Source organism: Micromonospora sp. LOL_014 (genome assembly GCF_048060245.1).
GTDB lineage: Bacteria > Actinomycetota > Actinomycetes > Mycobacteriales > Micromonosporaceae > Micromonospora_E.
This window is the reverse complement of sequence record NZ_JBHMIP010000002.1, coordinates 72,483-90,168: the sequence shown is the minus strand read 5'-3', so window position 1 is coordinate 90,168 and position 17,686 is coordinate 72,483. Positions and strand designations below refer to the sequence as shown.

The 17,686-nt window shown below is 70.5% G+C and carries 18 protein-coding genes and 2 pseudogenes; 10 read left to right on the top strand and 10 right to left on the bottom strand.

Annotated features, from left to right (window positions below):
• Positions 1-312: 312 nt before the first annotated feature.
• Positions 313-1,143, top strand: a complete 831-nt coding sequence (locus ACFHW1_RS02140; RefSeq protein WP_416552290.1) for a phosphoribosylaminoimidazolesuccinocarboxamide synthase — start codon at positions 313-315, stop codon at positions 1,141-1,143.
• Positions 1,144-1,173: 30 nt separating this feature from the next.
• On the opposite strand, the gene ACFHW1_RS02135 is transcribed toward ACFHW1_RS02140, so the two are convergent.
• Together ACFHW1_RS02135 and ACFHW1_RS02130 are read right to left on the bottom strand one after the other, a co-directional pair.
• Positions 1,174-2,742: an MFS transporter gene (locus ACFHW1_RS02135; RefSeq protein ID WP_416567604.1), complete on the bottom strand. Its 1,569-nt coding sequence runs from the start codon at positions 2,740-2,742 to the stop codon at positions 1,174-1,176.
• Between the two features lie 94 nt (positions 2,743-2,836).
• Positions 2,837-3,427, bottom strand: coding sequence for a helix-turn-helix domain-containing protein (locus tag ACFHW1_RS02130; protein WP_416614691.1), 591 nt, complete (start codon positions 3,425-3,427; stop codon positions 2,837-2,839).
• A 109-nt stretch (positions 3,428-3,536) separates the two neighbouring features.
• Here ACFHW1_RS02130 and ACFHW1_RS02125 point away from each other — a divergent pair, with 109 nt between their 5' ends.
• The gene (locus tag ACFHW1_RS02125; protein WP_416552293.1) at positions 3,537-4,178 is read left to right on the top strand and encodes a class I SAM-dependent methyltransferase; all 642 of its coding nucleotides are present in this window, start codon (positions 3,537-3,539) and stop codon (positions 4,176-4,178) included.
• 88 nt (positions 4,179-4,266) lie between these two features.
• Here ACFHW1_RS02125 and ACFHW1_RS02120 read toward each other — a convergent pair whose 3' ends face one another.
• Positions 4,267-4,632: a hypothetical protein gene (locus ACFHW1_RS02120; protein WP_416552294.1), complete on the bottom strand. Its 366-nt coding sequence runs from the start codon at positions 4,630-4,632 to the stop codon at positions 4,267-4,269.
• Between the two features lie 48 nt (positions 4,633-4,680).
• Here ACFHW1_RS02120 and ACFHW1_RS02115 point away from each other — a divergent pair, with 48 nt between their 5' ends.
• The gene (locus tag ACFHW1_RS02115) at positions 4,681-5,592 is read left to right on the top strand and encodes a helix-turn-helix domain-containing protein (protein WP_416552295.1); all 912 of its coding nucleotides are present in this window, start codon (positions 4,681-4,683) and stop codon (positions 5,590-5,592) included.
• 7 nt (positions 5,593-5,599) lie between these two features.
• Positions 5,600-5,851: a DUF397 domain-containing protein gene (locus ACFHW1_RS02110; RefSeq protein ID WP_416552296.1), complete on the top strand. Its 252-nt coding sequence runs from the start codon at positions 5,600-5,602 to the stop codon at positions 5,849-5,851.
• 48 nt (positions 5,852-5,899) lie between these two features.
• On the opposite strand, the gene ACFHW1_RS02105 is transcribed toward ACFHW1_RS02110, so the two are convergent.
• A complete protein-coding gene (locus ACFHW1_RS02105) occupies positions 5,900-6,829 on the bottom strand; it encodes an endonuclease domain-containing protein (RefSeq protein WP_416552297.1) in 930 nt (309 codons plus the stop codon).
• 157 nt (positions 6,830-6,986) lie between these two features.
• Positions 6,987-7,319 carry a YnfA family protein gene (locus ACFHW1_RS02100; RefSeq protein WP_289207609.1) on the bottom strand — a complete coding sequence of 111 codons (333 nt, stop codon included), beginning with the start codon at positions 7,317-7,319 and terminating at the stop codon, positions 6,987-6,989.
• A 170-nt stretch (positions 7,320-7,489) separates the two neighbouring features.
• On the opposite strand from ACFHW1_RS02100, the gene ACFHW1_RS02095 reads away from it, so the two are divergent.
• A complete protein-coding gene (locus ACFHW1_RS02095) occupies positions 7,490-8,242 on the top strand; it encodes a class I SAM-dependent DNA methyltransferase (RefSeq protein WP_416552298.1) in 753 nt (250 codons plus the stop codon).
• 385 nt (positions 8,243-8,627) lie between these two features.
• Positions 8,628-9,338, top strand: a pseudogene (locus tag ACFHW1_RS02090) (amino acid--tRNA ligase-related protein); the annotation flags it as partial.
• An 87-nt stretch (positions 9,339-9,425) separates the two neighbouring features.
• Here ACFHW1_RS02090 and ACFHW1_RS02085 read toward each other — a convergent pair.
• Positions 9,426-10,121, bottom strand: coding sequence for a class I SAM-dependent methyltransferase (locus ACFHW1_RS02085; RefSeq protein WP_416552299.1), 696 nt, complete (start codon positions 10,119-10,121; stop codon positions 9,426-9,428).
• A 206-nt stretch (positions 10,122-10,327) separates the two neighbouring features.
• A complete protein-coding gene (glpK, locus tag ACFHW1_RS02080; protein ID WP_416552300.1) occupies positions 10,328-11,854 on the bottom strand; it encodes a glycerol kinase GlpK in 1,527 nt (508 codons plus the stop codon).
• Between the two features lie 84 nt (positions 11,855-11,938).
• On the opposite strand from glpK, the gene ACFHW1_RS02075 reads away from it, so the two are divergent.
• The gene (locus tag ACFHW1_RS02075; RefSeq protein ID WP_416552301.1) at positions 11,939-12,913 is read left to right on the top strand and encodes an acetylxylan esterase; all 975 of its coding nucleotides are present in this window, start codon (positions 11,939-11,941) and stop codon (positions 12,911-12,913) included.
• 9 nt (positions 12,914-12,922) lie between these two features.
• Positions 12,923-13,634, top strand: a pseudogene (locus ACFHW1_RS02070) (ribose-phosphate diphosphokinase); the annotation flags it as partial.
• Here ACFHW1_RS02070 and ACFHW1_RS02065 read toward each other — a convergent pair.
• Positions 13,615-14,133, bottom strand: a complete 519-nt coding sequence (locus tag ACFHW1_RS02065; RefSeq protein ID WP_416552302.1) for an ATP-binding protein — start codon at positions 14,131-14,133, stop codon at positions 13,615-13,617. The pseudogene ACFHW1_RS02070 and the gene ACFHW1_RS02065 overlap by 20 nt on opposite strands.
• A gap of 138 nt (positions 14,134-14,271) precedes the next feature.
• On the opposite strand from ACFHW1_RS02065, the gene macS reads away from it, so the two are divergent.
• Together macS and ACFHW1_RS02055 are read left to right on the top strand one after the other, a co-directional pair.
• The gene (gene macS, locus ACFHW1_RS02060) at positions 14,272-15,474 is read left to right on the top strand and encodes a MacS family sensor histidine kinase (RefSeq protein WP_416552303.1); all 1,203 of its coding nucleotides are present in this window, start codon (positions 14,272-14,274) and stop codon (positions 15,472-15,474) included.
• Between the two features lie 41 nt (positions 15,475-15,515).
• On the top strand, positions 15,516-16,145 hold the full coding sequence (locus ACFHW1_RS02055) for a response regulator (protein WP_416552372.1): 630 nt from the start codon (positions 15,516-15,518) through the stop codon (positions 16,143-16,145).
• Positions 16,146-16,175: 30 nt separating this feature from the next.
• On the opposite strand, the gene ACFHW1_RS02050 is transcribed toward ACFHW1_RS02055, so the two are convergent.
• Both ACFHW1_RS02050 and ACFHW1_RS02045 read right to left on the bottom strand, forming a co-directional pair.
• Positions 16,176-16,757, bottom strand: a complete 582-nt coding sequence (locus ACFHW1_RS02050) for a DUF5709 domain-containing protein (RefSeq protein ID WP_416591428.1) — start codon at positions 16,755-16,757, stop codon at positions 16,176-16,178.
• Between the two features lie 28 nt (positions 16,758-16,785).
• Positions 16,786-17,253, bottom strand: coding sequence for a hypothetical protein (locus tag ACFHW1_RS02045; protein ID WP_416567592.1), 468 nt, complete (start codon positions 17,251-17,253; stop codon positions 16,786-16,788).
• Positions 17,254-17,686 lie beyond the last annotated feature (433 nt).

The following is a 17,686-nucleotide window of genomic DNA, read 5'->3' as shown; positions in this document are numbered from 1 at the left end:
CTGGCCGGTCTGCGGCCCGATCATTTACACAAGCGACCCGGTCGGGTGTCAACGGGCCGTCCGGCTGTTCGTGACGCCTCCTTCATCGATGATTGACGGCGTGCGGGCTGACCGCGTAGCGTTCGTCTCACTGGAAAGCGTTTTCCTGAGACCTTTCAGGGCCAGTACGCGTCGCTTCGTCGGCCCGGGAAACGCCGACGAACCGGCGGCCGGCCAGGATCGAGCCCCCAACCTGGCCAGCCCGTCCGCCCACCAGCCCAGGGCGGACGGGCACCCGTCTTCGCCGGCCGCCGTCGTGATGTACTTGCCGGCGTGGAGTTGCTGCACTCGGGCAAGGTCAGGGACGTGTACGCCGACGGCGACGACCTGATCCTGGTCGCCTCCGACCGGATCAGCGTCTACGACGTGGTGCTGCCCACGCCGATCCCGGACAAGGGCAAACTGCTCACCGCGCTGTCGCTGTGGTGGTTCGAGCAGCTCGCCGACCTGGTGCCGCACCACGTCGTCTCCGCCACCGACGTGCCAGCCGAGTTCGCCGGCCGGGCCATCCGCTGCCGCCGCCTCGACATGGTTCCAGTGGAGTGCATCGCCCGCGGCTACCTCACCGGCCTGGGCTTGAAGGAGTACGAGAAGTCGGGCTCGGTCTCCGGCGTCGCACTGCCCGCCGGTCTGGTCGAAGCATCCAAGCTGCCCGAGCCGATCTTCACCCCGACCACCAAGGCGGCCGTCGGGGAGCACGACGAGTTCATCACGTACGCCGATGTCGTCGCGCAGGTCGGCGCGGAGCCCGCCGAGCGGCTGCGGCAGATTACCCTCGACGTCTACCGGCGCGGCGCGGCGCTCGCCGAGGAACGTGGCCTGATCGTCGCCGACACCAAGATCGAGCTCGGTTGGGCACCCGACGGCACCCTGGTCCTCGCCGACGAGGTGCTGACCAGCGACTCGTCCCGGTTCTGGCCGGCCGACGCGTACCAGCCGGGCCGCCCCCAGTTCTCCTTCGACAAGCAGTACGTGCGGGACTGGGCCGCGAGCACCGGCTGGGACAAGCGCCCGCCGGCCCCCGAGGTGCCGGCCGAGATCGTCGAGGTGACCCGGAGCCGCTACGTCGAGGTCTACGAACGGATCACCGGCCGCACCTGGTGAGCCCGCTCACCAGGTGCGGCCATGCCTCGACTACCTGCCCTGCTCCGGCGACCGGGGTGGCTGATCGGCTTGCGGCCGACGCTGCGGACCCCGGGCGAGCACGTAGCCGAACAGGAGCGCCAGCACCGCGACGCCCACCCACATCGCCTGCTGCCAGCCGTCGACGAACGACTGCTGAGCGGCCCGGACCAGCTCGTCCGCGTACGGGCCGGCGGCGTCGGCGGCGGCCAGGGCAGTGGCGATGCCCTCCCGGGCCGCGTCCGGCGCATCGACGGCCAGCTCGTCGAGCCGGGTGTCGACGGCGGTGCGGTAGCCGGCGGACACGATCGCCCCGAGCAGCGCGACGCCGAGCGCGGCACCGAACTCTCGCGTGACGTCGTTGAGCGCGGACGCGGTGCCCTGGCGGGCGCGGGGCAGGGCGCTGGTGATCGCCTCGGTGGAGGGGGTCATCGACAGGCCCATGCCGAGCCCCATGGCGAGCATGCCGGGCAGCACCGACAGGTAGCCGCCGTCGACGGAGACGAAGCTGGCCATCAGGGCCAGGCCCGCGCCGCCGAGGAAGATCCCGGCCGCCATGGTCGCGCGGGCACCGACCAGCGCGGCCACTCGTGGGGCGAGGCCCGAGGCGATCATCATCAGCAGGGCCATCGGCATCATCGCCAGCGTGGAACGCAGCCCGGACCAGCCGAGCACCGCCTGGAAGTACGGGAAGAGCACGACGAAGATGCCAGCCTGCACGCCGAACACCGCGAGCAGCGCCACCGAACCGCTGGACAGGCCCCGGTCGCGGAACAACCGGACATCGAGCAGTGGCGTACGTCGGCGCAGTTCCCAGCCGACGAAGACGATGGCTCCGACGACACCGACGAGCAGACCCACCAGGGTGGCGGGCGCGGTCCAGCCGCGTTCCGGCCCCTCATGCAGGACGAAGATCAGCCCGACGGCGGCCAGCACCGACGACAGCGAACCGACGGTGTCGAACGGGTGGTCCGACTCCTCGCGGGAGTTCGGGACGTACCGGATCGTCAGGCCGGCGGCCACGACGACCAGCGCGACCGGGAGGGCGAACAGCCAGCGCCAGTCCGCCACGTCGACCAGGAAGGCCGACAGGTACATGCCGAGCAGACCGCCGCCGCCGGCGACGGCGGTCCAGGCGCCGATCGCCCGGGACCGTTCCTGAGCCGGGAAGGTCGAGGTGATCACGGCCAGCGTGATCGGCATGATCATCGCCGCGCCGACGCCGCTGAGCAGCCGCGCGGTGATCATGATTTCGGTCGAGGTGGCGAGGCCGGCGGCGGCGCTCGCCGCGCCGAAGATGACCAGGCCGGCAAGCAGTACGGGTTTGCGGCCCCACCGGTCGCCGACCGCGCCGAGCGGCAGCAGCAGCGCGGCCAGGGTGATCGTGTAGATGTTGATGATCCACAGGACGGTGCTCTGCGAGGCGCCGAACGCGACGGCGAACTCCTGCTGGGCGACGTTCAGCCCGGAGACGGAGGCGATCACCGCCATCAGCGCGATGCACACCGCGACGAGGACGGCGCGGCGTCGGCGCGGATCGTGGATCGTCGGGTCGGAATCCGCCGCAGTGGCGTCCGCCACGGCTGACACCTGCGGAGACAGGCTTGGAGAGGTCATGCGGGAAAGCTAGCGCCGCCTTGCGCTATCGGCACCAAGCCTTGCAGTAATAGCAAGACTAACTGGTGGGGGTGTCGTTCGACGACTGCGCGTGTGCCCGTTCGCCGTCCTGGTCGAAGATGGTGAGGATCTCCACCGGACCGTTCACCGCACCGATGGAGTGCGGGATCATCGTGGAGAACTCCGCCGCGTTCCCCGGCCCGACCGGGATCTGCCGCTCACCCAGATGCAGCAGCGCGGTGCCGCTGAGCACGAAGAACCACTCCCGCCCCGGGTGCACGCTCAGATGCCCCGGGCCGGTCCGCCGCTCCGGGGTGATCCGCATCTTCGCCACCATGCTGCCGCCAGGCTGCCCTGAGCTGCGCGACAGCACCCAGGTGGCCAGACCCGGCTCCTGATGCTGCATCGGCCGGATGATCACATCGGCGTCGTCGACCGGCTCGACCAGCTGGTCGATCGTGGTGTCCAGCGCCCTGGCCAGGGCGACGAGCTGGTCGAGGTCGATCCGCCGGTGGCCGGTCTCGATGCGGCTCAGCGTGGACGGGCTGAGGTGGCACCGGGCGGCGAGCGAGTCGAGACTCCAGCCGCGCGCCTGCCGCAGACCACGGATGCGCTGCCGGACCACGTCGGAAAGCTCGACCTCTGACACGCCGACCATGCTAGGTCCGTCCGGCGTCCGGCCCCGCTGATATACGGCACCTTCTTGCGGAAACCGCATGAACTCTTCCCGTTTTCGGGCGGCTCACTACCGTCGAAGCATGAGCAACGACACCCACGCCGATCATCCCGCGTTCAGTGCCGACTGGTGGGAGCAGCACTATCAGGCACACCCGGCGGGACACGTCTCGCCAGGACCGCAGTTGGTCGCCGAGGTCGCGGACCTGCCCCCGGGTACGGCGCTCGACGCGGGCTGCGGCACCGGCGCCGACGCGATCTGGCTCGCCAGCCGGGGCTGGCAGGTGACCGCCGTCGACGCCTCGTCGACCGCGGTCGCCCGCGCCAAGGAACTCGTCGCGCAGCAGGATCTAGGCGTCGCGCAGCGCATCACCTGGCTCACCGCCGACCTGACCAGCTGGGAGCCGTCGCAGCGCTACGACCTGGTGACCAGTCAGTACGTGCACCCCGACCTGCCGTTCGACCAGTTCGTGGCACGGCTGGCCGCAGCCGTCGCCCCCGGCGGGACGCTGCTGGTCGTCGGCCACGATCACGCCGACACCCACTCGGCTGCCCACGCCCCGGAGGCCGCGTCGATCGGTCTCGACACCATCGTCGGGTCCCTGCCCGAAGCCCAGTGGGAGGTGGCCGTGGCGGAGTCCCGGACCCGCGAGGTGCACCACGACGCGAAGCAGTTGACCATCCACGACTTCGTCGTCCGGGCCCACCGCACGCCGTCGCCCTGAGAAACCGCACTGTGCGTTCCCGGGCTGGCCGATCACGGCCAGCCCGGCAGCCGTTCGTCAGTACGCATTTCGCCCGCCTGGCGGCGCGTCAGCTCCCGCCATCGGCGTAGGGCAGCTCCACGTACGCCGTCCAGTAGCAGAGGTCGGCGCGGTGCTCGACCAGGGTGACCTGCTTGCCGCAGTGCTCGGAGATCAGCGTCGCCGCCTCGTCGAGGTCGGCAACGTCCGCCTCCCAGTGGCGGTCCAGGTAGAGCTTGAGCCCCGGGTTCTCCCGGCCGAGATCGAGGACCTCCGCCTCCTCCGGCGGCACCAGGATCACCGTGTAGCGGGCCGCCGTGTGCTCCGCCTCGCTGAGCTGCTCGGGCAGCTCCGGGCCGGGCCGGAAGCGATCGATCACCGACGGGATCGGCCCCGGACTGTCCGCCGGGTCGTACGCCCGCACCTTCACCAACATCACAAGCTCACCTCACTGATTGCATCTTAAGGATGGCGAATCGCAACGTTGTCGATTGCTCTCGGACTGTGCGGAGATCAAGTCAAGCCCTCATCTGACGGAGAGCAAATGATCAATAGAGAGTTGCCCACCATCGTCGGTCGCGGGCTCGCCGGTGAGCTGCGTGAATTACGGAAGGCGGCAGGCCTGAGCGTCCGTGCGGTGGCTGGCAAGCTGGACTGGCAGGGCTCCAAGTTGTCCCGGATGGAGACCGGGCAGCAGCGAATTCGGATCGAGGATGCCGCATCGTTGCTGGTGATCTACGGAGTAACGGGTGCGGATCGCAAGCGACTCCTTGCCATGGCCGAGCGGGCAGCCGAACCTGGCTGGTGGGAGACCTACGGGTCCGGCTTGTCAGCGTGGTCCCGCACGTTGCTGCAGCTCGAAGCGGAGGCGACGGCGATCTTCAACTTTGAACCGCTACTGGTGCCAGGACTGCTACAGACCCCGGACTACACGCGGGCGCTGATGAGGTCCTGCGGCATCTCCGACTCCGACACCCAGCTGCGGGTCGCAACTCGACTCGGACGTCAAGCGATCTTGACCCGTGACGAGCCACCGACCGTGCGTTTCGTCATCGACGAAGGTGCACTGCGCCGGCCGTTGGGCGGTGGGTCGGTGATGGCCCGGCAACTACGGCGCATGGTCGAGTCGGCGGAGCGACCGAACATCGCGATCCAGGTCGTGCCGTTCGTGACCGGAGGCCATACCGGGCTGGACGGACCCTTCATGCTCCTCGACTTCCCGAGGAACAAGCCTGTCGTACACCTGGAGCACAAGATCTCCGGGTTGTTCCTGGAGGAGCCGGACCAAATCGCCTTCTACCGTCGAGAAATCGATAGTCTTGCTGCTGTGGCGCTCGACCCTGACCGGTCGGCGCAGCTCATCGGCGAGATCGCGGCAGAACACGAGCGTGAGTGAGGCGAGGATGAACGCAGCCGACCTGCCAGTTGGCTTGGCGTGGCGTAAGTCGAGCCGCAGCGGCTCCGACTCCAACTGCGTCGAGGTAGCTGGGCTCGTTGGGGTGGCGGGGCTCACTGACGAGGGTGTCTCCGGCGCCTCCGGCGTCGAGGTAAGGGACTCGAAGGATCCGTACGGCCCAGTTTTGTCCTTTTCCGGCGACTCCTGGGCCGGCTTTGTCTCGGCGCTGCGGCGTCGAGGTGACGCTGACACACGCTAAAACGCGAAAATAGCGTGTGTCAGCGTCACCTCGACGGGCGCGATGTGGTCAGGTGGCGCGTTCGGCGATCGCGTCCCGGACCTTTCGCACCACTTGTTCTTTTCGCCGGAGGACGTCGTCGGCGGTGAAGCGGAGCGCAAGCCATCCGGCTTCCCGGAGCGCGTTGAAGCGGTACACGTCCTTGCGGAACGTCGCCCGCTCCCGGTGGTGGTCACCCTCGTACTCGATGGCGATCCGCCACTGCGGGTACGCCAGGTCGACCCGAGCGATGAACCGCCCTTTCTCGCCCGGCGCCGCGTCCCGCACCTCGTACTGCGAAGTGGGTTTTGGCAGGCCGGCGTCGTGCAGCAGCAGACGGATTCGGCTCTCCATCGGCGATTCGCTCAACGGCTCGGCGAGGGCGAGTAGCTCCCGAACCTGCTGCAGGCCGCGCAACCCGGGGCGGGTGTCGATGTATGCCGCGAGGTGCTTGCGCGTGACGAGGCGGCGGCGCAGGACGGCGTCGAGGGCGCCGAGCGCAGCAGCACGCGGCAAGGATCGACCCAGGTCGAACGCGGTACGGACTCCAGTGGTCAAGGGCAACCCGGCGAACGAGGTGATGTCGTCAGGGGCGAGCGTCCGGTGCGCGGACTTCAAGATGGGGTGTGAGTACCGCCTGGCCGTCTTCGGTAGGGCGACGTGTACCGGCACTACTGCCTGCCCGGGACCGCGTCGCGGCAGGATATCGACCCCCCATAGAAATGCTGCGCTGAGCTCGTGGATTGCCGCGCCGGGCGGCAGCCGTGCGGCGGCGGCTCTGCACCACATCCGGTGGTCGTCGGGGTCGTACGAGCTCTTGTGTACATAGACGTCGGGCAGGATGCGGCGCCAGGACGGACCGTTGAGCATCCGCCGGGTGATCAGGCCGGCGGCGATGGCGCGGCTTGCGGAGAACGGCTCGAAGCTCAGCTCGCGTGGCACCGTGGCGGGGCGGGACATCGCAGCAGCTTGCCCTGTCGCCGTCGTCGTTTTCTGCCCGGTACGCCGATCCAGTCGCGCATCCGACTCAGGAAGAACATCCCCGACTCCAGGAGTACCGCCGACTCCAGAGAAGTACCGCCGGGCACAGGAGCACCGCCGACAGCGACTTCGTAGTTCAGCCGCGTGGGGCGTACATGATGACGGCGACGCCGATCAGGCAGATCGCCGCGCCGGTGATGTCCCAGCGGTCAGGGCGGAACTTGTCCACGACGACGCCCCAGGCGAGTGAGCCGGCGACGAAGACCCCGCCGTAGGCGGCGAGGATCCGGCCGAAGTTCGGATCCGGCTGCAGCGACGCCGCGAACCCGTAGAGCCCGAGCGCCATCACCCCGGCGGCGATCCACAGCAGGCCACGGTGCTCCCGCCAGCCCTGCCAGATTAGCCACGCCCCACCGATCTCGGCGACTGCGGCCAAGACGAACAGGACGAGGGAGCGCGCGACGGTCACGACGCCGACCCTACCCAGACCCCCGCGAACACCGGGCACTGTCCGCTGCGTCGAGATGACGCTGACGTACCTCATCTCGCGATTTTGAGGTGCGCCAGCGTCACCTCGGTGTAGATCAAAGATCGTAAATGGTTGGCGCGGAGCCGGCAGACATGTGCAGGATCGCGCCCATGACGAGCAGCGACCTGTGGGACGAGCAGACAGCCCAGGGGTACGACCGTACTTCGGCAGAAATGTTCGCTCCGCACGTGCTTGCGCCGACGGTGGAGTTTTTGGCGCAGTTGGCTGGTGCCGGCCGCCCTGCGCTGGAGTTCGCGATCGGCACCGGCCGGGTGGCGATCCCGCTTCTTGCGAAGGGCATTGCGGTGAGCGGGATCGATCTATCGCAGCCGATGGTCGATCAGCTGCGTCGCAAGGTCCCGCTGGCAGGCGACCTGCCGGTCGTCGTCGGCGACATGGCGACGGCGCCGGTTCCGGGGCGGTTCTCCCTGGTCTACGTCGTGTACAACAGCATCGGCAACCTGCGTACGCAGGACGAGCAGGTGGAGTGCTTCCGCAACGCCGCCCGGCACCTGTCGCCGGGTGGGCGCTTCGTCGTCGAGCTGTGGGTGCCGGGCATCCGACGGTTCCCACCGGGGCAGGCGGCGGTGCCGTTCGAGGTGACGGACCGGCACGTCGGCTTCGACACCTACGACATGGTCACCCAGCAGGGCACCTCGCACCACTATCGGCGGCGCGACGACGGCAGCGCCAGCTACGGCGCCAGCAACTTCCGCTACATCTGGCCGGCCGAGTGCGACCTGATGGCCCGGCTCGCCGGCCTGGAGCTGGAGCAGCGGGTAGCGGACTGGGACGGCTCGCCGTTCACCGCCGACAGCGACAAGCACGTCTCCGTCTGGCGCAAGCCTCTCGATCCGGAATGAGGATGCGGACGGCGGCGGTGAGCGGCTAGCGTCTGCAGGCAACAGCGATGACGGAGCCGAGTAGCGGTTGCGCCCACCGGAGCGACAGAGAGCCGCCCACAGCTGAGAAGGCGGACTCCGGCCCTGCCGCGAAGACCCTCCTGAGCTGCGGGAAAGAACGGCCCATCCGGGCTCAGTAGACTCCCGCCGACTCGCCCACGTCACGGGTAAGCGAAGGCCGCGCCACGCGTACACCACGCGGTGGCGCGGTGAAGGTGTGGTGGTACCGCGAGGATCCCGCTCGCCCACGCCTGACTGGGGACGCGTTGCGCACACCGGAGGAGGTCACCACATGCAACGCATCCTTTCCGCTCAACTGCCCACCTAGGTCGAATAGCCCGTACGGCTGGCTGGCTGGATTCACCGGCGGCGGCTGCTGAAATCCGTCGCGTTTCTGATCCTGCGCGACGCCGCCGGGCTCGCCCAGGTCGTCGTCACCGACCCGGCGGTACGGGCGCAGCTCGAACACCTGCCGGAGGAGACCACCGTCACCGTCACCGGCACGGCGACCGCCCAGCCGGCCGCCCCTGGTGGCGTCGAAGTCACCGACCCGGTGATCACACCGCTGACCGACCCGGCGGCACCCGTACCGTTTGATCTGTATCGGCCGGACCTGCGGGCCAACCTGCCGACGATCCTGGACCACGCGCCGGTCGCGCTGCGGCACCCGAAGCTGGCCGCCACGCACCGGATATCGGCCGCCGCCGTCGCCGGCTTCCGGGAAACCCTGACCGGCATGGGCTTCATCGAGATCCACACCCCGAAGATCGTCGGTACGGCGACCGAGAGCGGCGCGAACGTCTTCGCCCTCGACTACTTCGGTCGGCGGTCCTATCTGGCCCAGTCACCGCAGCTGTACAAGCAAATCATGGTGGGCGTCTTCGAGCGGGTCTTCGAGGTCGGGCCGGTGTTCCGCGCCGAGCCGAGCGACACCGCCCGGCACCTGGCCGCGTACACGTCGCTCGACGCCGAGCTCGGTTTCGTCGACGACCACCGGGACGTGATCGCCGCCTGCCACGCCACCGTCGCCAGGATGCTGGCGGCTGCACCGGTTCGGCGACTACGTCGACGCGCTCGCCGAGCGAGGCGAGACGGTGTCGTCCGGTGCCCCGGATCCAGCGGGGCACCGGACCACCGCCGGGCGTCAGGGTCGCCGGAGCCGGACGGCGACGAAGGACGGCGACTGGTGCAGCTTGCGGTAGGCCGCCTCGTCGATGTCCCGGAGACTGGGCACCGGGCGTGGTTCGACGAGCCGTTCCAGGCTGAAGCTGGCGGCCAGCAGCTCGCCCAGGAACATCTCCAGCGTCATCCGTTGATAGTGGATAGACATCTGCCCGCCGGCTAGCGGAAGGTCCACCCAGTCGACGGCGAAGTACGAGCCGCCGAAGTGCCGCCAGTCTGCGGTCGGATGGGTCGTGGAGATCAGCAGCCACCCGCCCGGCCGCAGCACCCGTCGTAGCTCACCGAGCAACTGTCGTCGGTTGGCGACGTGGTGCAGCATCAACGCGCACACCACCCCGTCGAACGACGCGTCGTCGAGGAAGTCGAGCGGATCCTCGGCGTCGTGCCGGTGTAGGTCGGCCCGGTCGCCCAGCCTGCGCTGGGCGTGCGCCAGCAACGTCGCGCTGCCGTCGATTCCGACGACCTCGGCACCACGCGACAGCAGCTCCGCCGCGTAGTGCCCGGCCCCGCAGCCGACATCCAGAATCCGCTGCCCGCCGACGTCGCCGGCGAGGGCAAGCATTGCCGGCCGGTCGACGTAGGCGTTGTACGGACTGGTGTCTGCGTGTCGGGCGAAGTGGTCGCCGAGCTCGTCGTGGTAGGCGGTGCGGGCGGGCATCAGGACAGCATCCCGCCGTGCGCCGTCCATTGCGAACTGTTTAGCCGCGCCGGGTTGCTGGCTCCGGGAACCCCAGGTGCCTTCGCGGGCGTGCTGCCACAGGTTTCATCAAGATGCACCTGTGGCAGCACGCCCGACGAGTAGACCGACCCGAAGAGGTGACGCTGCGTAGATCTCTGGAAGCTGAACGGCGTTTCGGCTGGTCGTCAGTCGTCGACCCAGTCGAGGGTGCGGCTGACGGCCTTGCGCCACTGGGCGTACTCGCGGTCACGGTGCGCCGGCTCCATCGCCGGTCGCCACTGCGCGTCGGCCCGCCACTGGGCGCGCAAGGTGTCCAGGTCGGGCCAGAAGCCGACCGCCAACCCGGCCGCGTACGCCGCGCCCAGGCAGGTGGTCTCGCTCACCGCCGGGCGCACCACCGGCACGTCGAGCACGTCGGCGAGGAACTGCATCAGCAGCTCGTTGGCGGTCATCCCGCCGTCGACCCGTAGCCGGCGCAGCGCCACGTCGGAGTCGGCGTTCATCGCGTCGACCACCTCCCGGGTCTGCCACGCGGACGCTTCCAGCACGGCCCTGGCCAGGTGCCCCTTGGTGATGTAGCCGGTCAACCCGGCGACCACGCCCCGGGCGTCGGCCCGCCAGTGCGGGGCGAAGAGTCCGGAGAACGCCGGCACGATGTAGCAGCCGCCGTTGTCGTCGACGCTGCGGGCCAGCTGCTCGATCTGCGCCGCGCTGGAGATCAGGCCCAGGTTGTCGCGCAGCCACTGCACCAGCGAGCCGGTCACCGCGATCGCGCCTTCTAGCGCGTAGTGCGCCGGGGCGTCACCGATCTGGTACGCCACCGTGGTCAACAGTCCGTGCTGCGAGGTGACCGCGCTCGTACCGGTGTTGAGCAGCAGGAAACTGCCGGTGCCGTAGGTGCATTTTGCCTCGCCGGGCTGGAAGCAGGTTTGCCCGAACAGCGCCGCCTGCTGGTCGCCGAGCGCGCTGGCCACCGGTACGCCGGCCAGCGCCCCGCCGGCGACGTCGGCGTCCGCCGTACCGTAGATCGTGGCTGACGGGGCGATCTCCGGCAGCATCGCGGCCGGAATGCCCGCTGCGGACCGGATCTCGTCGTCCCAGCGCAGCGTGCGCACGTCCATCAGCAGGGTACGGCTGGCGTTGGTGACGTCGGTTACGTGCCGGCCGGTGAGCTTCCAGATCAGCCAGGACTCCATCGTGCCGAACAGCACCTCGCCGTGTTCGGCCCGCTCGCGCAGCCCGTCGACGTGTTCCAGCAGCCACATCGCCTTCGGTCCGGCGAAATACGTGGCCAGTGGCAGCCCGGTGCGTTCCCGCAGCCGCTGCTCGCCGACGGCCGCGCCGAGCCGCTGCAGCTGCGGCCCGGTGCGGGTGTCCTGCCAGACGATCGCGTGGTGCACCGGCCGACCGGTGGCCCGGTCCCATACCACGGTGGTCTCCCGCTGGTTGGTGATGCCGATCGCGGCCAGCCCACCCGGTGGGAGGTCGGCATCGGCCAGCGCCTGCCGGACCATCTGCTCGACGTTGGCCCAGATTTCCTCGGCGTCGTGCTCCACCCAGCCGGGGCACGGGAAGATCTGCCGGTGCTCCCGTTGGGCCATGGCGACGATCGCGCCGGCGGCATCGAAGACGATGCACCGCGACGAGGTGGTGCCCTGGTCGATGGCGGCGACGTACCGTCCGGCGGCGGCTACGCTGGTCTGCTCCGTCATCGGGCCAGTATGGCCGTAGTCAGGGCCGGCATGGCCGCAGACATCGGCCCCCGTCGGATCGGCCGGCGCTGGTAGCGTGCCGCCATGGCCTGGTTCGATCTTTCCCTCGATCAGCTGCGGCGCTACCAGCCTGAGCTGTCACCCCCGGCGGATCTGCGCGAGTTCTGGGACGAGACGCTGTCCGACGCCCGGTCGATGGCGGTGCCGCCGGTGGCGACCCCGGTGGAAACCGCGCTGCGCATGATCGACACGTACGACGTCAGCTTCACCGGCTTCGCCGGCCAGGAGATCAAGGGCTGGCTCAACGTGCCGTCGGGCGCCGCCGGGCCGCTGCCGGTCGTCGTCGAGTTCATCGGGTACGGCGGCGGCCGCGGCCGCCCACACGAGTGGCTGCTGTGGGCCTCGGCCGGCTTCGCCCACCTGATCATGGACACCCGGGGCCAGGGCGGGTCGTGGCGCGGCGGGGACACCCCGGACGCCGGGCCGGACGGGTCCGGGCCGACCACTGCGGGCTACCTGACCCGGGGCGTGCTGGACCCGGCCGGCTACTACTACCGCCGGCTGATCACCGACGCGGCCCGAGCGGTGGAGATCGCCCCTGAGCTGCCCGGTGTCGACCGGTCCAGGATCGCTGTGGTCGGGACCAGCCAGGGCGGCGGATTGGCGCTGGCCGCCGCCGCGCTCGCCGGCGACCGGGTCGGCGCGGTGGTGTCCCGGGTGCCGTTCCTGTGCCAGATCCGCCGCGCCGTCACGATCACCGACGCCGACCCGTACAACGAGCTGGTCCGGTTCTGCCGGATCCAGCCGGAGCGGGCTGCGGCGGTGTTCGCCACCGTCGACTACGTCGACGCCGCCCACCTGGTGCCGTGGGCCACCGCCCCGGCGCTGTTCAGCGCGGCGCTGATGGACCAGACCTGTCCGCCGTCGACGGTCTTCGCCGCCTACCACGCGTACGTCGGTCCGAAGGAGATCGAGGTGTACGAGTGGGACGGGCACGAGGGTGGCCGGGCGCACTTCGACCAGTTGTCGATCGAGTTCGTCCGCAAACAGCTCGGTTGAGCCCGGCCCAGGGTCTCGTCGGCCGGGCGGATCACCGTGGTGCTGCCGCACTACGCGTACGCCCGGTCGGACAAGCAAGAAGGACGCCCCACGGATCTCGATCGGTGCCCGACTCGTCGCCGACCTGTTGGTCTCCGCCGGTGCCGACCGGGTGCTCGCGATGACGCTGCACTCCCCGCAGGTGCACGGCTTCTTCAGCGTCCCCGTCGACCACCTGCACGCGCTGCGTGAGCTCGCTGCGCACTTTCACGACCACGATCTGACCGACACCGTGGTCGTCTCACCCGACCTGGGCAACGCCAAGGAGGCCGCCGCCTTCGCCCGGATGCTCGGTCTGCCGGTCGCGGCCGGGGCCAAGCAGCGGTTCAGCGACGACCGGGTGCAGATCAGCGCGGTGATCGGCGACGTCGTCGACCGCGACGTGATCGTCCTCGACGACGAGATCGCCAAAGGCAGTACGGTGATCGAGCTGATCGACCACCTGCGGGAGCTGAAGGTCCGGTCGATCCGCATCGCCTGCACCCACGGGCTGTTCTCCAGCGGTGCGCTGGACCGACTCAGCGACCAGGACGGCGTACTGGAGATCGTCTGCACGAACACGGTGCCGATTCCGGCCGCCAAACGGGTGCCGAAGCTGCAGGTGCTCTCCGTCGCGCCGGCACTGGCCGAGGCGATGCGCCGGATTCACAACGGCGAGTCGGTCAGCGCCCTGTTCGGCTGACCGGATCGTCCACCCCGGCCCCGGACGCCGCAGTCTCGGACACCCCGGCTCCGGACGCCGCAGTCTCGGACAACCTGAGGCTGATCCGTACCGTGGTGCCCTCCGTGCCGGTGGCGACCGCCATGGTGTCGGTCAACCGCTCGGTGAGCCACAGCCCCCAGCCGCCCGCCGTGTTCGGCGCTGGGCGGTCCCGGTTGCGCAGCCGGTCGGACCCGATGCCCTGCCCGTTGTCGGCGACCTCGCAGTACATCGACTGTGTGTCACGCCACATCCGCAGCCAGCCCTGGCCGCCGCCGTGCCGGACCGCGTTGGTGATCAGCTCGTTGACGGCCAGCACGAAATCGTCGAGCCGCTGGCCGCTCATCCCGGCCGAGCCGGCGCACGATGCGACGTGGTGTCGCAGGTCAGTGACCTGCGACCGGTCGAAGGCCTCGCTGAGCAGATCCATCGGGTCGATAGGCACGACCGTACGCGATGACGGGGGATCTGCGTCGGTCATGGCCCATCCGGCTGCTGATCGTCAGTGCTTTCGCGGCATTCTCACCCTACGTTGACCTGTGGGGAAATGCACATCGGTCCGGGCGTGTCCGGCCGCCCAGCCCTCGCCGGCCGCCCGGCTGTGTGCCATCGTCGGCGGGTGCGGCAGAGCCCCGCCCCGGTGGGCACCCTGATCGTCCCGTTGTGGCGGGCCCTCGCGGTGTTCCGGTTCACCGCCCTCGGCTATGTGCTGGTGCTGTACGTGCGCAACGTAGCCGACTACGCCCATCCGCTCGTCGCCGTCCCGGTCCTGCTCGGCATGATCGCCTGGACGGTCGCCGCCACCTGGGCGTACGCCCGGCCCCGACTGCGCCGCTGGCCGCTGCTCGCCGTCGACCTGTTCGTGGCGTTGGTCCCGCTGCTGGTCAGCCCATGGATCATCGGGCGGCCCGCGTTGGTCGACGGAGTGCCGACCATCGCGGTTGCCTGGCTGGCCGGTCCGGTGCTGGCCTGGGCGGTCGCCGGCGGCCGGCGGCTCGGGGTGACCGCTGCCCTGGTGCTGACCGCCGCCGACCTCGCGGTTCGGGACCGGCTCACCGAGTCGTCGGTCACTCCCGGTGTGCTGATGCTGCTGGCCGGCATCGCCGTCGGGCACGTGGCCCGGCTGATCGGCGCGGCCGAGGACCGGTTGCAGCGGGCGGTCGAGCTGGAGGCGGCGACCCGGGAGCTGGCCGCCGCGACCCGGGAGCGGGAACGGCTGGCCCGCGACATCCATGACTCGGTGCTGCAGGTGCTGGCAATGGTTGCCCGGCGCGGGGCCGACCTCGACGGCGAGGCCGGTCAGCTGGCCCGGCTCGCCGGGGAGCAGGAGGCCGCGTTGCGGGCGCTGGTCACCAGCCGGGTCACCGTACCGCCGGACAAGCCCGCCGCGACGGTGGCGTTCGACGCCGGGCCGGTCGACCTGCGGTCCGTGGTCAACGGGTACGCGTCGTCGCGGGTCTCGGTCGCCACCCCGGCCGACCCGGTGCTGCTGCCCGGTCGGCTCGCCGCCGAGCTCGGCGCGGCGCTCGGTGCCGCGGTCGACAACGCGGTGCGCCACGGCGGTCCGCAGGCGCGGGTGTGGGTCCTGGTCGAAGAGGAGCCGGACGCGGTTACCGTGTCGGTCCGGGACGACGGGTGCGGCATCCGACCCGGTCGGCTGGCGGAGGCGGCCGCGCAGGGTCGGCTCGGGGTGAGCCAGTCGATCGAGGGGCGGGTCGCCGAGATCGGCGGCACGGTACGGGTCGTCTCGCAGCCCGGCGCGGGCACCGAGATCGAGCTGCGGGTGCCGAGCCCGGATACGACGGCGGAGGAGTACGGGTGACGGCAAGTGGGGCAGCGGGCGCGGGGGAGCCGATCCGGGTGATGGTGGTCGACGACCACCCGATGTGGCGGGAAGGGGTGGCCCGGGACCTGGCCGAGGCCGGCCACGAGGTGGTCGCGACCATTGGGGAGGGACGCCAGGCCGTGCGGATCTGCGCGGCGGCCCGACCCCAGGTGGTGGTGCTGGACCTGCAGCTGCCCGACATCTCCGGGGTGGAGGTGATCCGCGGCATGCTGGCCGAGCAGCCCTGCGTACGAGTGCTGATGCTGTCGGCCAGCGGAGAACAGCAGAGCGTGCTCGACGCGATCAAGGCCGGCGCGACCGGCTACCTGCTCAAGTCGGCCGGCCCAGAGGAGTTCCTCGACGCGGTCCGCCGGACCGCGACCGGGGAGCCCGTCTTCACACCGGGACTGGCCGGACTGGTGCTCGGCGAGTACCGCCGGCTGGCCGCTACCGCGCGACCCGCCGGGGACGAGCCCCGGCTCACCGACCGGGAGACCGAGGTGCTGCGACTGGTCGCCAAAGGGCTGTCGTACAAGCAGATCGCCGGCCGGCTGGGGCTGTCCCACCGGACGGTGCAGAACCACGTGCAGAACACCCTGGGCAAGCTGCAGCTGCACAACCGGGTGGAGCTCACCCGGTACGCGATCGAACAGGGCCTCGACGACTGACCGACTGGCCGGCCGGGCCGGCCGCTGCTGTCAACGGTCGATCGGGTGGTCCTCGGGGGCCTCGGTCTCGTGCACCGCCAGCTCCTCGGCACTGGCCCCACCACCGGCGGCCCCGGCGTCGGCCGCCACCGAGTCCGGTTCCTCGTCGGTGTGCGCCCCCTCGTCGGCTTCCACCAACCGTCCCACCGTCCCGTTGTCCGCCCCACCGAGCCGGCCGTGGTCGTAGATCGAGACCGGTGAGTCCGGATCTGAGTACGGGCCGGGGTCAAGCACGTCGGCGTCGCGTTGCGCCTGGGCGGCGGCCTGTTCGCTGTTGGCCTCGTCGCCGAGCGCCTGGTCGACCGGCCCGCTGAGTGGATCGTCAACCGGCCTGCCGAGCGCCTCCCGGGCGAGTTTGTAGTCCAACGACTCCCCGTCGAGCTGCTCCTGGGCGGTGTTGCCAAAGTGGTCCACCGCCACCGGCACGTCGCCCGGGATGCTCTCCGGGTCCGGGCCGTCGGCCTCGCGGCCGCTGGCCACGTCGTCGTACGCGGTCGAGTCGTCGTCCGCGGTCTGCGGGATCCCTTCGGACTCCGGGTCGGAAACCGGCCGGGGGAAGTCGTCTGTACGCATGCCGTCCCATTACCCGGGTCGGTGGCGGTCACACACCTGGTTGGGGCGGGTCGGGGCGGCGTCGCTCCGGCGGCGGCCTTTCGTCACCGTCCGCGCCGGTCGGCACGGTCGGGTCGCCGACCGGCGCTGCCGGCGTCGCCGTGGTCCGACCGGCCGGCACCTGGTACGGGTGCGAGGCGGTGGTCGCCGATGATCCGCTCACCACGCCGGCGGCGAATTCCTCGTCCGCAGGGCGCCCCGGGTGGTACCCGAGGTCGGTCCCGGGCCGTTGGCCGGCCGGCGCCACCGCGGGCCGTACCCGTACCGGCCCGGTGGCCGCCGGGTGCGTCGCCGGCTGGTCCACCGCGGCGCCGGCTGTCGGCTGGTCCACGGTCGGCCCCGTCGTGACGTCGGTTCCACCGGACCTGGTCCGCCTGCCGACCAGGTAGCCGACCGCCACCCCGGCCAGCAGCAGGGCGAGCCGGGCCGGGCCGGTCGAACTGTCGCGCCGTACCACTGTCAGTCTCCGTCCTGTGGATGGTCCGCCGGATCGATGGCTGCCCAGACGAGTTTGCCGCCTCGCAGCCGGGTGCAGCCCCACCGCAGCGCCACCGAGTCGACCAGCTGCGGCAGCTCCCACCGGCGACAGCCCTCGGCGAGCAGCGACCGCGTGCCGGTCCAGCACCCCGACCAGCCGGATCACCGGATCGGTCGGGTCACACTCCAGCGCGCATCGCAGGTCGGTAGGCACGTTCCTCCTCCCGGCGCCCCGCACCAGCCCGGCGCTGCGGACGACAGCACCGATCGTCCGCCGTCCCGACGTACCCGTTGGGCGGAAGCGGCTGCTCTGCGTCCAGTCGCTGCCATGCGTACGGGTACCCCGATTTGGGCGTGTCATACCACCGGTGTGGGTCGTCGCACCTCACCCGTGGCCCTCACCCGAGGGTGGT

What these genes read in the sequence shown, in the direction of transcription:
- ACFHW1_RS02120 (WP_416552294.1), bottom strand. Translation starts at nt 4,632, where the DNA reads ATGTTGGTGAAGGTGCGGGCGTACGACCCGGCGGACAGTCCGGGGCCG.
- ACFHW1_RS02085 (WP_416552299.1), bottom strand. Translation starts at nt 10,121, where the DNA reads ATGCCCGCCCGCACCGCCTACCACGACGAGCTCGGCGACCACTTCGCC.
- ACFHW1_RS02105 (WP_416552297.1), bottom strand. Translation starts at nt 6,829, where the DNA reads ATGTCCCGCCCCGCCACGGTGCCACGCGAGCTGAGCTTCGAGCCGTTC.
- ACFHW1_RS02075 (WP_416552301.1), top strand. Translation starts at nt 11,939, where the DNA reads ATGGCCTGGTTCGATCTTTCCCTCGATCAGCTGCGGCGCTACCAGCCT.
- ACFHW1_RS02055 (WP_416552372.1), top strand. Translation starts at nt 15,516, where the DNA reads ATGGTGGTCGACGACCACCCGATGTGGCGGGAAGGGGTGGCCCGGGAC.
- ACFHW1_RS02110 (WP_416552296.1), top strand. Translation starts at nt 5,600, where the DNA reads ATGAACGCAGCCGACCTGCCAGTTGGCTTGGCGTGGCGTAAGTCGAGC.
- ACFHW1_RS02050 (WP_416591428.1), bottom strand. Translation starts at nt 16,757, where the DNA reads ATGCGTACAGACGACTTCCCCCGGCCGGTTTCCGACCCGGAGTCCGAA.
- ACFHW1_RS02125 (WP_416552293.1), top strand. Translation starts at nt 3,537, where the DNA reads ATGAGCAACGACACCCACGCCGATCATCCCGCGTTCAGTGCCGACTGG.
- ACFHW1_RS02095 (WP_416552298.1), top strand. Translation starts at nt 7,490, where the DNA reads ATGACGAGCAGCGACCTGTGGGACGAGCAGACAGCCCAGGGGTACGAC.
- glpK (WP_416552300.1), bottom strand. Translation starts at nt 11,854, where the DNA reads ATGACGGAGCAGACCAGCGTAGCCGCCGCCGGACGGTACGTCGCCGCC.
- ACFHW1_RS02065 (WP_416552302.1), bottom strand. Translation starts at nt 14,133, where the DNA reads ATGACCGACGCAGATCCCCCGTCATCGCGTACGGTCGTGCCTATCGAC.